Source organism: Taklimakanibacter lacteus (assembly GCA_003576695.1).
Lineage (GTDB): Bacteria > Pseudomonadota > Alphaproteobacteria > Rhizobiales > Aestuariivirgaceae > Taklimakanibacter > Taklimakanibacter lacteus.
Genome location: QOZQ01000005.1, coordinates 250379 through 265415 on the forward strand (window position 1 = coordinate 250379; position 15037 = coordinate 265415).

Genomic DNA, 15037 nt, shown 5'->3' on the forward strand with positions numbered 1-15037 from the left:
CGCCTCAGTTCCCGAGATACATGTCGATGAGCCGGCGGTCGGAGCGCAGTTCCTCCGCCTTGCCTTCATGGCGGATGATGCCTGACGAGATGACATAGGCGCGATCGGCATGCTTCAGCGCCTGCATGACATTCTGCTCCACCACCAGCAATGTCACGCCCGCTTCCTTGAGGAGCGAGATATAGTCGAACATCTGCGCTACGATGCGTGGTGCGAGGCCGAGCGAGGGCTCATCGAGCATCAGGAGGCGCGGCCGCGACATCATGGAGCGCGCGATCGCCAGCATCTGCTGCTCGCCGCCCGACAAGGTGCCGGCCAGCTGATGGTTGCGCTCGCGCAGAATGGGAAAAAGCCCGAGATACTTCTCGATATCCTGCGCGACACCCTCGCGATCGCGCCTGATCGCGGCGCCGAGGCGGAGATTCTCGGCGACAGTGAGATTGGCGAAGACATGACGACCTTCAGGCGTCATGGTCAGGCCGCGGCGGACACGGTCTTCGGTCGGCAAGGCGCCGATCTCGCGGTCCTCGAAGAGAACCCGGCCCTGGGCCCTTACCAGCCCGGCGATGCCGGAGATGAGCGAGGTCTTGCCGGCCCCATTGGGGCCGAGCAAGGCCACGAACTCACCCCGCCCGATGCGGATCGATGCCGCATCGAGGGCCCGTATGGGGCCATAATGGACGGAGAGACGATTGACCGAAAGCATGCTTCTCCCCCTTTCCGTCATCCCGGCGAAAGCCGGGACCCCCTAAATTCTTTCAATGCGATCAGCGCCGCCCAGATTGCACTTATTCAATGGGTCCCGGCTTTCGCCGGGATGACGAACCATGGCCGGGATGACGAACCATGAAAGAAACTATTTCAGATACGGAATATTGGGCGGCATGACCTCGGTGATGAGAGCCCGCTTGCCGTCGGCGAAGCCGATCACCGGCACCGTCTTGATCGGATAGCTCTGCTTCTCGGCGAAGGAGATGGTCTCGGCGGTGACACCCTTATAGCCGCCCTCGGCGCGGATCGCGTCGCGCAATTTGGCCGGATCGACACTGCCCGCCTTCTTCGCGGCACCGGCGATCACCGCCACCATGTCGCCGCCCAGCGCATCGAAGATGCCATTGACCTTGAAGCCGGCGTCCTTGCACTCTTTCAGGAACTGGTCGATGGCGCCGCCATTGCCGATGACGCCATGGGTGGCGAAGATCACCTTGTCGAGATCGGCTTGCTTGCCGACCGTCGCCTCGAGGGAAGGATCATCGAAGCCGTCGGACCCGGCGATCCAGCCATCATAGCCATTGGCGCGCAATTGCCGGATGAGGATGCCGATATCGGGCAGGATGCCGCTGACATGGATGACATCCGGCTTTTCGCCCAGGGCCTTGATGCTGGCAATCTGCGGCGACCAGTCGGAAATGCCGAAATTATAGCTGAATTTGCCGACCACCTGGCCGCCCGCCTTGGTGAAGGCGTCGCCGAACCATTCGGGCAGCTTCGCCGACCAGGAGCCTGAATCCTCCGAGGTGAGGAGCACGGCCTTGCGCGCGCCCTTGGCATAGGCGACGGCGGCGGTCGCGGCGGCATTGATCGGATCGGGCACGGCGCCGGCAATGAAGTTGCCGGTACCGAGCTCCTGCATCTCGACTTGCGTGTTGGGCGCGGAATAGACGGTGACGTTGTAGCTCTGCGCCATGGTCGTCATCGGAATGAGGGCATCGGGGAAGGGCAGGCCGGTGATGACCTGGGCGCCGGCATCGAGGAATTTCTGGCCAAGCGAGACAGAGAGCTGCGCGTCGGAGCGGTTGTCCTCGACCAGGATCTCCACTTTCGGATCATCGGCCCCTGCCGCCTTGTTCACCTTGTCGGCCATGCAGCGCATGCCTTCGGATTCGGCATAGGGCGTCAGAGGACCGGTCAATGCCACGGCGATGCCGATCTTGACGGTGTCGGCGGCGAAGGCGGTGCCGCCCCCTCCGATGACGAGCCCCAGGGCCATGACCGGTACGAGCTTCTTCAGTTCCATTGTCTTTCCTCCCGTATGTTTTTTTGATGCGGCGCTGCTTCGGCAGCCCCCAGATAGATCTCGGCCACTTTCGGATTGGCGCGGATGAGCTCGGGCGTCCCGATCGCCACCACCTCGCCCATGTCGAGCACGCAGATGCGGTCGCAGACGCTCATGATGAAATGCAGATCATGATCGATGACAAGGAGCGCGCACCGGCTGCGCCGGCGGATGGCGCGCAGCTGATCGGCGAGGGCTGCCGTCTCGTAGTCATTCATGCCGGCCGCCGGCTCATCGAGCAGCAGAAGCTTGGCGCCCAGGGCCTCGGCCCGCGCCAGCTCGAGGCGGCGCTGCTGGCCATAAGGCAATGTGCCGGCCGGACGCCCGGCATCGGCGGCGAGGCCGAAGCGGTCGAGCAGCGCATCGATATCGATGCTGCGCGCGACCTCGGGCCGGTGACGGCGGCAGGTGATGAGACCGACCTCGACATTCTGGCGCACCGTCAGGGACGGGAAGAGACGCAGATTCTGGAAGGTGCGGCCGACACCCTGGCGGGCGGCAAATTCAGGCCCGCGGCCGGTGAGATCGACATCGCCCAGGCGGATCGAACCGCTGTCGGGCTTGAGGACGCCGCTGATGGCATTGACGAGCGTCGACTTGCCGGCGCCATTGGGACCGATCAGGCCCAGAATCTCATCCGCAGCACCGACGAAGCTCACGCCGCGCAAGGCGCGCACGCCCATGAAACTCTTGCTGACGTTGTCGATCGACAGCACGGATCTCCGCGGCCTCCCTCTGGCGCTTATGATTGGTAGCGTTGCGGCGCTGTTATCGAGACAGTCTATTGCCGGATTTTCCAAAATGCAAGAAATTTTCTATTTTGGAAAATTTATCCGCGACGCGTTCCCGGAGCGCCGGCCAGGTCCATGTCTCCCGGCACCGTGTTCGACATCAGAACCACGGCATCCGCCGATCCCACCGCGACATAGGCATGCGGCATGCTGGCATCGAACAGGATGCTGTCGCCGGTCGCCAGCACGGTCGGCTCGTAATGCTCGGTATGGAGGTTGAGCGTGCCTTCGAGCACATGCAGGAACTCCTCGCCCGGATGGCTGCGCCAGCCGCCGCTGTCTTCGACGGTGCGGGCGCTGATCACGACGCGCCAGAAGACATTGCGCTTTTCGCGGAAGTCGCTGCACAGGACCTCAAACCGCATGCCCGGCGTCTGATGCACGATGCCGCCGCCCGCCTGAGTGATCGAGCGGCGCGCGATGGGCGTCTTGTCCGAGGACGAGAGAAAGGCGGTGACCGGCACCTTGAGGAGGCCCGACAGCGTCAAGGCGATGTCGAAAGTGAGCCTGGCCTTGCCGTTCTCGATCTTGGAGAGCTGCGAGACCGACAGCCCGCAGGCAGCGCTCAGCTCCTCGAGAGTGAGACCCTTGGACTTTCTGATTTCGCGAATCTTGGCGAGGACGGTTTTGGACTTCACCAGCGCCTGAGCTCCATTTTTCGAATCCGGCAAATCTAGCCTACCGTCACTGGTCCGACACTGTCCATGAGATGCATTTCCGCCTGCAAAGCGGGAATGAGCGCGTCGGCCATCTTTGCCACATCCGCCGCGGTCCCCAGAAGGTCGTTGCGGATTTCGAGATAGAGACAGGCAAGCCCCTGATCGAGGCCGTAATGGCGCAGCGTATAGCCTTCCGCGGCATGCCAGTCATAGGGCTCGTTGCTGCCGATGACGAACGCCTTCTGCCGGCGCAGCTCGGCAAGGGCCGCATCACCCATCCGGCATTCCTTGCGCCACAGGACGCCGATATCGGTCGGACGCGTCTTGCCGCCCATGACCGGCGTGAAGGTGTGGACGGAGACGACAGCCGGCCTTGCCACCAGAGACGCGCGCATCGCGGCATCGAACGGCAGGCGCGCAATCGCCTCGCGCAAGGCTCTGTCTTCTTCTGTCGCCGCGAGATTGCCGGGCACCGGTATGCCACCCATATCGGGACGCAGGCAGTCCCAGTCGGCGGGGGCGCGATTGAGATCGAGGAACAGGCGCGAAAAATTGGCCATGACGGCCGGCGCTGCGAGTCTTTCGGCAAGAAGCAGGGTCAGCGCGGCGCCGCCAATGTCCCAGGCGAAATGCGTGTCGAGGAATGGAGCGGCAATGCCGAGATTGCGCCAGGGCGGCGGCACGAGATTGCCGGCATGCTCGCAGACGAGCAGCAGCGGTGAAGGTCGCCCCGCCGCGTGGAAGGTGACGGAAGCCTTGGCGAGCGCGTCGCGGTCGCAATCAGGCAAATTCGGTGCGGACATGAAACGCCTTGATATCGCTGGCCTGCCTCAGGCCTTCACGGCCATTGACGCGGCCGAGGCCGGAATTCTTCAACCCGCCCCAGGGCAGATAGAGATCGGCATGATCGCAACGGTTGAGATAGACCGTGCCCGCCTCGATCTCATCGAGGAGCTTCAATCCGGTGTCGCTGTCGGCCGTCCAGACGCTGGCGCTCAGCCCATAGTCGCTGTCATTCATCAGGCGAATGGCCTCGGCATCGTCACGCACGGTCTGGATGGCGACAACAGGACCGAAAGTCTCCTCGCGCATCACCGTCATCGTATGATCGGTGCCGACCAGCATTTCAGGCTCGACATAGGCCTCGCCCGGCAGGGATGTCGGCGACCGCCCGGGCGCCAGGACGCGCCGCGCCCCCCTGGCGACGGCATCGCCAATATGGGTGCGAATGGTTTGGGCGGCGCGCGCACTCACCACCGGACCGATATAGGGCCTGGCATCGATCGGATGATCGATCGTGACCTCGGCCGCCTGCGCGGCAAAGGCCTCGATGAAGCGTGGGGCGATCGCTTCATGCACATAGATACGCTCGACCGAGCAGCAGGACTGGCCGGCATTGGAATAGCTGCCCTCGATCAGCAAGGGGATGGCCTTGTCGAGATCCGCATCGGGGCGGATGTAAGCGGGATCCTTGCCGCCAAGCTCGAGATGGACATGAGTGAAGGTGCCGGCGGCGGCGGTATGGACGCGCCTTCCGCCCGGGACTGAGCCGATGAAATGGACGGAGCGCAACCGCCCGGAGCCAATGACGCGCTCGGCATCGGGATGGGTCATGTCGAGGGCCTGGAAGACGCCAGGCGGCGCGCCCGCTGCGGCAAAGGCTTCCGCCGCAATGTCGCCGATGAGCGGCGTCTGCGGCGAGTGCTTGAAGAGGACGACATTGCCCGCCACCAGCGGACCCGAGACGAGATAGCCCAGCATCGCCACTGGATAGTTCCAGGCACAGATCGACAAGGTCACGCCCAGCGCCACATAGCGGGTGAAGCGTCTGATCCCCGGATCGGCGGCAAACTCCTCATCCGCGAGAGCCACCGCCGCTTCGGCGGTGAGATCGCCGACGAGCTTCAGGCGGGCCGTCTCGTCCGCCTGCCAGAGCGGACGCCCCATCTGCCAGGCGACGGCTTCGGCAAGTGCCGGAGCGCGCCTCGCCATTTCCTCGCCGAAGCGGGCGATGACGGCGATGCGCTCGGCGATGGGCGTGCGCGCCCAACCCTTTGCCGCCGCCTCGGCCCGGGCCAGCGCCGCCTCGATCTCGCGCGAACCCGCATAGAGGCGACGGGCATAGACTCTCCCATCGACCGGTGACACGACGTCGAAGGCCGCACGCTCCGCAATGTCCATTTCTCACCCCTGAAGACTACCGGATGACCAATCTACACGAATTATCCAAAATGGAAAATTTTTTCGTATTCGGCTTTTTTGTGCTATGTAACCCGCATAAAACCAGCGGAGAGAGAATCCATGCCCACGCCAAGCTATGATTTTCGCAACAGAACAGCCGTCGTGACCGGCGCCGGCGGCGGCATGGGCGAGGCGATCACGCTGGCGCTCGCCAAAGCGGGCGCGGCCGTCACCGCGATCGATGTGAAAGCCTGTCCCGACAGCCTGAAGGCCGCAGGCGCTGCCGTGCAGTATGCGCAGGGCGATCTGCGCGATGCGGGCTTTGTCGAGAAGGCCATCCGTGCTGCCTATGACCGCCATGGCCGGCTCGACTATCTCGCCAATGTCGCGGGCGTGCTGTGGTTCGGACGCGACAAGTCGCTGCTCGAGACCGAGCTTTCGGTCTGGGACGAGGTGATGGAGATCAATCTCAAAAGCATGGTGCTGACCAGCCGCGCCGCCACGCCTTTGCTGCGCAAGACGGGCGGCGGCGCCATGGTCCATGTCTCAACCATCCAGTGGATGCGCGGCGATCCGCAGCCGCAGGACGCCTATCAGGCGTCCAAGGCCGCGGTCTGCGCCATGTCGCGCTCGCTCGCCATGCAGCTCGCGGCCGACGGCATCCGCTCCAACAGCATCTGCCCCGGCCCGACATTGACGCCCCTGCAGGCGCGCTGGAACACCGAGCAGATCCGCGGCCAGGTTGCCGATTATGTGCCGCTGAAGCGCATCGGGACCGCGGATGACATGGCGAATGCCGCGCTGTTCCTTCTGTCGGACGGCGCCAGCTACATCACCGGCATCGACCTCGTCGTCGATGGCGGATTGTTGCTCAGAGTTTAGGTTCAGGCTCGGAACGATCATTCGACGCTCCGGCGTGCCGGTCCACGGAACGCCGCGACGGCTCGTGCGTTCTTCCGACATGAATCGCCGCGAAAGGATCAGGCTCACGCTCGAGCATATCAAAGTGACGAAGGCGCTCGCCGCAAGGCTGGCCGAATTCATCGAGCTGGCGCGGAAAGCCGGCTACGAGCCTGTCCATTCGACAAAGACGCTTGCGCGGTTCGAGACGGAGCTCAAGGAACAGCGCCTCGCCCTCGCCCGCCTGACCATCATCAGCCAGAAGGAATTCACGCCGGCTGAAGCAAAACCTGCCGGGGCCGGCCGGCGTGCCGCCTGATACCTGCCCAGCCATCGAAAAGCCCGAAATTGCGCTCTCCATGACGGTTGCGATTCCGCTTGAGAGGGGGCGGAATGGGGACGGGCTTCTCATCGGCTCATCCAGGATGTTCATCCATGCGGAGCGGTGACGCATAAATGGATATTTGCAGGAACTTTTACTCTGTCGCCGCGTTAAGGTTGACCGCAACTGAATTTGTGGCAGCTTCAGAACGTCACGTCGTGGAGAAAAGGAGTAAACGATGGACAGGAGACTGTTTGTTACAGGGCTGTTTGGCGTAGCGGGAGCGGCAGCTCTCGCGACGATCGTGACACCCCGGACGGAGGCGCTGGCGGGCGTGCTCGCCGATGAAACCGCCCCCGGATCAAGCGTCCTTCCCAATCTCGAGGATTTGAAAGCCGACGCCGATGAAAGCGGCGACACCACGCAGGAAGCCGGCGAGCAACTCGCCTGGCACAATGGCTACCGGCATCGCCGCCGGCGCCGTCGGCGCTGGCGCCGCATTTGCCGGCGCTATTGGCGGCATGGGCGCTGGCGTCGCCGTTGCCGCAGGCGGCCGGTGTGGATCTGGCTGTCGATCGGCTGAAGCTCAACGACAATGCAAGGGAGCGGACTCGTCGGGTCCGCTCCCTTTTTTCATGGGCTGACCAGCCCCAGCAGCACCTGATAGGCGGCGTCGATATCGGCACGCACCGCATCGCTCACCTGCTTCTCGTTGCGCGTCTTGAGACCGTCGACCATCATCTGGTGATGGGTGTTCGAGACCTCGTAATTGCCGGAACCGCGCAGCAAGTTGAAGTAGGGGCTGATCTGCAGCCACAGATTCTCGATGATGGTGATCAGCGTCTCCGAGCGCGCGGCGCGATAGATGGCGAAATGCAGCGCGTGGTTGGCGCGCAGGAAAGAGCGCACATCGCCCGCCTGATTGGCGAGGCCCAGCCTGCGATAGAGGTCCTCGATGTCGGCGATCTCGGCATCGGTGATGTTGCGGGCAGCCCACACCGCGGCCAGCGTCTCGACCTCGACGCGGACATTGCGCAGGTCGTTCAGGCTGGCGCGGCTGAGCGGCGGGATGCCGATCGAGCGGCCCGAGACGACGGTCAAGGCATTGGCGGCGGTCAGGCGCTTCAGCGCCTCGCGCACCGGCATGTGGCTCACCTCGAAGGCATCGGCGAGCGACTGGATGGTGACCAGCTGGCCAGGTGCGATCTCGCCATCGAGAATGAGATCGCAGACCTTGCGATAGACCCGGTCCTGCAAGGTCTCGCGGTTGAGCGGAACGACTTTCAGATTTGTCCTGGGATGTTGTGCGCCTGCCATGCCGCTCGCTTCCGTCAGCCCTTCGCGAAATTCCCTCATCCTTTCAGGGCGAATCGCCGCCACCGCAAGGGTGAGCCACACGCCAGAGCTGCAATATTTTGGCTCATTGAAAATAAATCATTGATCTTTGATCAAAACAAGGAAATTATCTGGCGGCTGCCCCGGAACAACAAAGCCAACCGGGGATCGGCGCCAACAATCCTGGGAGGACCCTCATGACGTTATCGAGCCGACTCAAGAAACTTGCTTTGTGCACGGCGCTGGCTGCCGGCCTCGTCGCAACCGCCGGATCGGCGCAAGCCGCCGGGAAGCACAAGATCTTCCTCAGCATGAGCTTCATCGGCAATGACTGGCAGGCGGAAGCCGCCAATATGGTGAAGGCGATGGCCGCCCATAAGAGCCTGGCCGACAAGGTCGACCTGCAGGTGCAGGTGGCGGGCCCCAATGCGCAGCGCCAGATCCAGCAGATCAACGCCATGGTGCAAGCGGGTGCCGAAGCGATCGTGATCTTCCCGATCTCGCCCACCGCCTTGAACCAGGTCGTCAAGAATGCCTGCGACAAGGGCGTCAAGGTCTTCGCCTATGATGCCGAGATCACCGAGCCCTGCGCCTACAATATCTCGATCGACCAGGAGGAAGCGGGCCGCGTCACCGCCGAATGGCTGGTGAAGAAGCTCGACGGCAAGGGCGATATCGTTCTGGTCACCGGCGTGCCCGGCACCTCGGTCGACAATCTGCGCACCAAGGCCGCCAAGGAAGTCTTCGCCAAGCATCCCGACATCAAGATCGTCGGCGAAGCGGTCGGCATGTGGAGCCAGGCGGTCGCGCGCACCGAGCTTTCGAAGATCACCGCGACCCGCAACTGGGACACGATCAGCGGCCTGTGGATGCAGGCCGGCTGCTATACGGCGAATGCCATGCAGCTCGAAGCCGGCAAGACGGCGGAGCAGTTGCTGCCCTGCGCCGGTGAAGGCTCGAATGGCGGACGCATCCAGATGCTGCCCGCCGGCACCGAGGTGGAGAGCGCTGCCGCACCCTATGCGCCGATCGGCGCGCCGCGCATCTCCTATGCATCGCCGCCCTATTCCGGCGGCCTCGCCTTGAAGCTCGCGGTCCAGGCGCTGGAAGGCAAGGATGTGCCGAAGAAGACCGTGCTGCCGCTGCCCGTCGTCACCAATGACACGGTGAAATTGTGCAAGGAAGGCACCTGGCAGGAGATGAAGGACGGCTGCAATGCGTTCCTGCCGTCGCTGGTCTCCAATCCGGGCTGGTTCGCCTCGATCTTCTCGCCGGAGACGCCGGAAATCGGCCTCAACGCGGCGCTTGTCGGTCAGCCGGAAAACTGACCTCATCCGGGCGAGGCCGTCTTCCTCCTCAGGCCTCGCCCGGGCTTTATCCGGTTCGATTCCGCGTCCATGATCGAAGCCATGAACAGCGACAAGCTCGCGGTCAGCGTCAAAGGCGTGCGCAAGGCCTTCGGGCCGACGCTTGCCGTCAATGATGTCTCCTTCGACATCAAGGCCGGCAGCGTGCATGCGCTCCTGGGCGAGAATGGCGCCGGCAAATCGACCATCGTCAAATTGCTGTCGGGCCTCATGCAACCCGATGCCGGCCATATCGAGATCGCGGGGCGGATGGCCAGTCTTTCGTCGCCCCGCGCGGCGCACCGGCATGGCATCCAGACCGCATTCCAGGAAATGACCCTGGTGCCCGACCTCTCGGTGCTCGACAACATGATGCTGCCCTATGCGCCCATGGGCATCACCGGCACCATCAGGCGCCGGTCGGCGCGTGCCGCGATCCAGCGGCATCTGGAGAAGATCGGCTTCAGCATCGATCTCGACGCCGAGACCGGCGAGATCGACCTCGCTCTGCAGCAGAAGATCGAGATCGCGCGCGCCACCTATCGCAATCCCGATATCCTGCTTCTCGATGAACCCACTTCCACGCTTTCCGGCGGCGATGTCGACTGGCTCGGCCAGCTGATCGCCAGCCTCAGGGCGCAGGGCCGGACCATCGTCTTCATCTCGCATCGGCTGCGCGAGGTGCGCGCCTTCTGCGACAGCCTCACCATCCTGCGCAATGGCCAGCACATCATGACCGGGGCGGTCGGCGACATCTCCGACAAGGATGTGATCGAAAAGATCGTCGGGCGCTCCATCGCCCAGACTTTTCCGCCGCGGCCGAGCGATCCGTCCGTCTTCGGGCCGCCGGTACTGTCGGCCCATGATCTCAAGGCCGGCGACAAGCTCGAGGAAGCGAGCTTCGACCTGCGCAAGGGCGAGATCCTCGGCATTGCCGGGCTCCAGGGCATGGGCCAGCTCGATCTGTTCCTCGCCTGCTTCGGCATGGCCACCATCCGGCGGGGCGGGCTCGCGGTCGACGGCCAGCCCGTCACCATCACATCGCCGGTCGATGCCATGCGTCCCAATATCGGCATCGGCTTTCTCCCTGAGGACCGCAAGACCGAAGGTCTCTTCCTCAAGCTCAGCGGCCGCACCAATGCCTCGATCCCGGTGATCGAGCGTTTCTCGCGCTATGGGCTCATCGACAAGAGCGGTGAAGAAAATGCGGTGCGGCAGGCCTTCGATACGGTCGAAGTGAACGAGCGCGCCTTATGGACACAGGCCGGCGCCTTTTCCGGTGGCAACCAGCAGAAGATCGCCATCTCCAAATGGCTGGTGGCGCAAAGCCGCATCCTGCTTCTCTTCGATCCGACGCGCGGCATCGATGTCGGCACCAAGCACGAGCTCTATGTCATGATGCGCGACTTCACCAACCAGGGCGGCGCCATCCTGTTCCATTCGACCGAGGTGCCGGAGCTCGTGCATCTGTGCGACCGGGTGCTGGTGCTCTATGCGGGGCGGATCGTCGCCGAGATCGCCAGCGGCAAATTGAGCGAGAGCGCCATCATGCGCCCGGCGCTCGGCCATGAGGATTCAGCGCCTGAGGATGCCGCCGCATGAGCATGGCCGCAGCAGCACCCTCCTCGCCCGTGCGGCGCCTCCTCGCCACCCATCGCGGCGTCGCTGTCGCGGCGGCCGTCTTTCTCATCCTGATCGCCGTCGTCGATCTGATCAGCGCCGGTCCCCTCACCTATTTCGACATCTCCTTCCTGGCGAGCGGCGGCGCCACCTCGGCGCTGGCCGCCATCGGCCAGACCATCGTCATCCTGTCGGGCGGGTTCGATCTGTCCGCCGGCGCGGTCATCTCGCTGGTCAATGCGGTGCTGGCGCGCTCGATGGACCCCATGAACATGGAAGCCAATGTGCTCCTGTGGACATTGGTCGGCATGGGGATCGGCATGACGACCGGCGCCGTCAACGGCTTCTTCATCGCCGTGCTCCGGTTGCAGCCGATCGTGGTGACGCTCTCCACCATGTTCATCATCCAGGGCGTGACGCTCCTCGTGATGGACAAGCCGGGTGGCTTCGTGTCGCCCTCGCTCGGCACCTTCTATCTGGGCGATGCTATCCCCGGATGGCTTCCCATGCCGATCGCCCTCATCGGCGTGGTGCTGCTCGCCTGGGCCTGGCTCAAGAATACGCGGCTCGGCACCGCGATCTATGCGGTGGGCAGCGACGCCGATGCGGCCGCCGCGGTCGGCGTGTCGACCGTGCTCACGCGCTTCCTCGTCTATGTGATCGCCGGCGGCTGCTATGGCCTGGCCGGCGTCTTCATCAGCGCCCAGACCGGCAGCGGCGATCCCTTGGTCGGCAATCCGCTGCTGCTTTCGATGTTCGCCGCGGTGGTGGTGGGGGGCACCAGGCTCGGCGGTGGGCGTGGCGGGCCATTGGGCAGCGCCATCGGCGCCTATGTGCTGATGATCGTCGTCAATATCCTGCTCGTCCTCAATGTGTCGGCCTATTATTCGACCATTGCCGAGGCCACCATCCTCATCCTGGCAGTCCTCGCCGGTTCAATCTCCCGCACATCGACGCTGGCGCAGCAATTGCGGGTGCTCGGCACCAGGCTTGGCGCAAGGCGCGCCGGCACGCTGGTGTCGCAATTGCGCCAGGACGACCAGCGCCTCGCGATCGCGAAGACCCGCAAGACTGTGGAGGCCGCGGCAAAACCGTCCTTTCTCACGCGCAATGCCGAGATCCTGCGCTATGCCCTGCCCGCTTATGTCTGCTTCATCATCGTCATCCTGGTGACGCAGGCCTGGCTCGGCGGCGCCATCCTCAATCCCGGCTACTGGAATTCGCTGATCGTCCTGTCCTCCTTCCTTGCCATCCTGGCGCTGGGCCAGGGAACGGTGATCCTCACCGGCGGGCTCGATCTCTCGGTGCCCTGGACCATCGGCTTGTGTGGCATCCTGCTTGCCGGCATGGTCAAGGGATCGGATGTGGCGCTGATCTATGCGCTGCCTTTGGTGCTGCTGCTCGCCTGCTTCATCGGCCTCATCAACGGGCTCGGCATCGTGTTTCTCGGCCTCTCGCCCATCGTCATGACGCTCGCCACCAACGGCCTGCTGCAGGGGGCGGCCCTCCTTTATTCCAACGGCACGCCCGACGGCTTCTCATCGCCGATGCTGCGCTGGTTCATGACCGGCAAGATCTGGATCTTCACGCCGGTCGTCTTGTTCATGGTGCTGTTCGTGATCTTCGCCGTGACGCTTCTCGGCCGCACCGCCTTCGGCCGGCGCGTCTATGGCATCGGCAACGGGATCAGGGCGGCCGAGCTTTCCGGCATCGCCGTCGGGCGCACGCTGGTCTTCGTCTATATGCTCTCGGCTTTGTGCTCAGGCCTGGTCGGCGTGCTGCTGACCGGCTTCTCAGGCCAGGCGAGCCTCGGCATGGGCGATGACTATCTCCTGCCCTCGATCGCCGTCGTGGTGGTGGGCGGCGCCCTGATCACCGGCGGGCGCGGCCATTATCTCGGCATGCTGGGCGGTGTGCTGCTGCTCACCGGGCTGCAGACTTTCCTTGCCGGCACGACACTGCCCTATGCGACACGCGCCATCCTGTTCGGCCTCGTGGTGCTGGGCGCGGTGGTGGCGCTCCGCGACAGAAGAAACTAGGAGAAGACCAGAATGAGCAACAAGGCTCCCCAATCGGCCAATGACTTCCTTGCCGGGCTGCAAGGTCAGCGCGTGCTGATCACCGCCGGCGCCTCGGGGATAGGCTTCGCCATCGCCAGCACGCTGTCGAGCCTGGGTGCCCGGGTCGCCATCTGCGATATCGCGGATGCAGCCCTCGCCGATGCGAAGAAGGCCTTGCCGAAACTTCTCGCCACCAAGGCCGATGTCGCGGTCGATGCGGATGTCGCGGCGATGTTCGCGCTGATCGCCAAGGAATGGGGCGGGCTCGATGCCCTCATCAACAATGCCGGCATTGCCGGCCCGACCGGCGGCGTCGATGAGATCTCGCCGGCAGACTGGCGGCGCTGCATCGATGTGTGCCTCACCGGGCAGTTCCTGTGCGCCCGGCTGGCGGTGCCGATGCTGAAGCAGGCGGGCGGCGGGTCGATCGTCAACATGTCCTCGGCCGCCGGACGGCACGGCTATGCTTTCCGCACACCCTATTCCTCGGCCAAATTCGCCATAGTCGGCTTCACCCAGAGCCTCGCCAAGGAGCTCGGCCCCTCGCGCATCCGGGTCAATGCCATCCTGCCCGGCATCGTCGAAGGGCCGCGCATGGACAAGGTGATCGCCGACCGCGCCAGGCAGATCGGCATCAGCCACAAGGACATGGAAGAGCGCTATCTCGAGCGCGTGTCGCTCAGGCGCATGGTCAGCCCCTATGACATCGCCAGCATGGTGGCGTTCCTTCTGTCCGATGCCGGCGTCAATGTCTCAGGCCAATCCCTTGGAGTCGATGGCAATGTCGAAACCCTCTGAACGCTGGAACACAGCCGTCATCGGCTCGGGCTTCATCGGCCGCGCCTGGGCGATCAGCTTCGCGCGCGCCGGCTCGCCTGTGCGCCTGTGGGACCAGGCGGAAGGCGCTGCGCAAAAGGCGCTCGACTATATAGCGGGCGTCCTCGACGATCTCGACCGCAACGACCTCCTCAATGGCGACAAGCCCGCCACCGTGCTCGCCCGCATCACGCCGGCCCAGACCATGGAAGAGGCGCTGGCGCTGGCGACCTATGTGCAGGAGAACACGCCGGAAGTGCTCGCCACCAAGATCAAGGTGTTCGAGGCGCTCGATAAAGCTTCACGGCCTGACGCGATCCTCGCGAGCTCGACCTCGGCCCTCCTGCCGTCGCGCTTCACCGAAGGCCTCAAGGGCCGGGCGCGCTGCGTCGTCGTCCATCCGATCAATCCGCCCTATCTCATCCCCGCCGCCGAGGTGGTGCCCGCCCCATGGACCTCGGCCGAGACGATGGAGCACACGCGCCAGTTCCTGATCGCGGCCGGTCATGCGCCTTTGGTGATGAAGAAGGAGCTCGACGGCTTCATCATGAACCGCATGCAGGGCGCCCTGCTCGAGGAAGCCTTCCGCCTCGTCGCCGATGGCTATGCCAGCGTCGAGGACATCGATATCGGCATCCGCGACGGGCTGGCGCTGCGCTGGTCCTTCATGGGTCCGTTCGAGACCATCGACCTCAATGCGCCGGGCGGGGTGCGCGACTATGCCGAGCGCTATCAGGGCATCTACGAGAATCTGTTCCCGCAGATGCAGCGCCGGGTCGACTGGGTGGGGCCGGTGATGGACGAGATCGAGCCGGAGCGGCGCAAGCGCACACCCGCGACGCAGCTGCAGGAGCGCCAGATGTGGCGCGACAAGAGATTGATGGCATTGGCCGCGCACAAGAAGCGGGCCGCGAAGGAGATCGGAAATTGACTGCACCCAAAGGCAAAGTG

At 64.2% G+C, this 15037-nt stretch carries 15 protein-coding genes and 1 pseudogene; 8 read left to right on the forward strand and 8 right to left on the reverse strand.

What is annotated here, in order from left to right:
• Nucleotides 1–4: 4 nt before the first annotated feature.
• The 7 genes and pseudogenes from DT068_RS11800 to DT068_RS11825 all read right to left on the reverse strand — a co-directional run bounded on the left by DT068_RS11800 (nt 5) and on the right by DT068_RS11825 (nt 5687).
• Nucleotides 5–706, reverse strand: a complete 702-nt coding sequence (locus DT068_RS11800) for an ABC transporter ATP-binding protein (protein WP_119390038.1) — start codon at nt 704–706, stop codon at nt 5–7.
• A 150-nt stretch (nt 707–856) separates the two neighbouring features.
• The gene (locus DT068_RS11805) at nt 857–2017 is read right to left on the reverse strand and encodes an ABC transporter substrate-binding protein (RefSeq protein WP_119390039.1); all 1161 of its coding nucleotides are present in this window, start codon (nt 2015–2017) and stop codon (nt 857–859) included.
• Nucleotides 2008–2274, reverse strand: coding sequence for an ABC transporter ATP-binding protein C-terminal domain-containing protein (locus tag DT068_RS28495; RefSeq protein ID WP_438816430.1), 267 nt, complete (start codon nt 2272–2274; stop codon nt 2008–2010). Before DT068_RS28495 ends, DT068_RS11805 begins: the two co-directional genes overlap by 10 nt.
• 18 nt (nt 2275–2292) lie before the next feature.
• Nucleotides 2293–2772, reverse strand: a pseudogene (locus DT068_RS28500) (ABC transporter ATP-binding protein); the annotation flags it as partial.
• A gap of 113 nt (nt 2773–2885) precedes the next feature.
• Nucleotides 2886–3485 carry a helix-turn-helix domain-containing protein gene (locus tag DT068_RS11815; RefSeq protein WP_119390256.1) on the reverse strand — a complete coding sequence of 200 codons (600 nt, stop codon included), beginning with the start codon at nt 3483–3485 and terminating at the stop codon, nt 2886–2888.
• 35 nt (nt 3486–3520) lie between these two features.
• Entirely contained in the window at nt 3521–4309 is a 789-nt protein-coding gene (locus tag DT068_RS11820; protein WP_119390041.1) for an N-formylglutamate amidohydrolase, read from the reverse strand.
• Nucleotides 4287–5687: an aldehyde dehydrogenase family protein gene (locus tag DT068_RS11825; protein ID WP_119390042.1), complete on the reverse strand. Its 1401-nt coding sequence runs from the start codon at nt 5685–5687 to the stop codon at nt 4287–4289. The genes DT068_RS11820 and DT068_RS11825 overlap by 23 nt, the downstream gene beginning before the upstream one ends.
• 120 nt (nt 5688–5807) lie before the next feature.
• Between DT068_RS11825 and DT068_RS11830 the strand changes: the two genes are divergently transcribed.
• The 3 genes from DT068_RS11830 (at nt 5808) to DT068_RS27995 (ending at nt 7492) form a co-directional block, all read left to right on the forward strand.
• On the forward strand, nt 5808–6569 hold the full coding sequence (locus tag DT068_RS11830) for an SDR family NAD(P)-dependent oxidoreductase (RefSeq protein ID WP_119390043.1): 762 nt from the start codon (nt 5808–5810) through the stop codon (nt 6567–6569).
• Between the two features lie 79 nt (nt 6570–6648).
• Entirely contained in the window at nt 6649–6906 is a 258-nt protein-coding gene (locus tag DT068_RS11835; RefSeq protein WP_119390044.1) for a hypothetical protein, read from the forward strand.
• A 241-nt stretch (nt 6907–7147) separates the two neighbouring features.
• Nucleotides 7148–7492 (forward strand): protamine-2 (modular protein), encoded by a 345-nt coding sequence (locus DT068_RS27995; protein WP_162914156.1) that lies wholly within the window; start codon nt 7148–7150, stop codon nt 7490–7492.
• A 50-nt stretch (nt 7493–7542) separates the two neighbouring features.
• On the opposite strand, the gene DT068_RS11840 is transcribed toward DT068_RS27995, so the two are convergent.
• Nucleotides 7543–8226: a GntR family transcriptional regulator gene (locus DT068_RS11840; protein ID WP_119390257.1), complete on the reverse strand. Its 684-nt coding sequence runs from the start codon at nt 8224–8226 to the stop codon at nt 7543–7545.
• A gap of 215 nt (nt 8227–8441) precedes the next feature.
• Between DT068_RS11840 and DT068_RS11845 the strand changes: the two genes are divergently transcribed.
• The 5 genes from DT068_RS11845 to DT068_RS11865 all read left to right on the forward strand — a co-directional run bounded on the left by DT068_RS11845 (nt 8442) and on the right by DT068_RS11865 (nt 15017).
• Complete coding sequence (locus DT068_RS11845; RefSeq protein ID WP_119390045.1) at nt 8442–9572, forward strand: sugar ABC transporter substrate-binding protein; 1131 nt, start codon at nt 8442–8444, stop codon at nt 9570–9572.
• An 81-nt stretch (nt 9573–9653) separates the two neighbouring features.
• Nucleotides 9654–11192: a sugar ABC transporter ATP-binding protein gene (locus DT068_RS11850; RefSeq protein ID WP_368904676.1), complete on the forward strand. Its 1539-nt coding sequence runs from the start codon at nt 9654–9656 to the stop codon at nt 11190–11192.
• 2 nt (nt 11193–11194) lie between these two features.
• The gene (locus DT068_RS11855) at nt 11195–13249 is read left to right on the forward strand and encodes an ABC transporter permease (RefSeq protein WP_119390047.1); all 2055 of its coding nucleotides are present in this window, start codon (nt 11195–11197) and stop codon (nt 13247–13249) included.
• Nucleotides 13250–13261: 12 nt separating this feature from the next.
• The gene (locus tag DT068_RS11860; RefSeq protein ID WP_119390048.1) at nt 13262–14068 is read left to right on the forward strand and encodes an SDR family oxidoreductase; all 807 of its coding nucleotides are present in this window, start codon (nt 13262–13264) and stop codon (nt 14066–14068) included.
• Nucleotides 14052–15017: a 3-hydroxyacyl-CoA dehydrogenase gene (locus DT068_RS11865; RefSeq protein ID WP_119390049.1), complete on the forward strand. Its 966-nt coding sequence runs from the start codon at nt 14052–14054 to the stop codon at nt 15015–15017. Before DT068_RS11860 ends, DT068_RS11865 begins: the two co-directional genes overlap by 17 nt.
• Nucleotides 15018–15037: the final 20 nt, after the last annotated feature.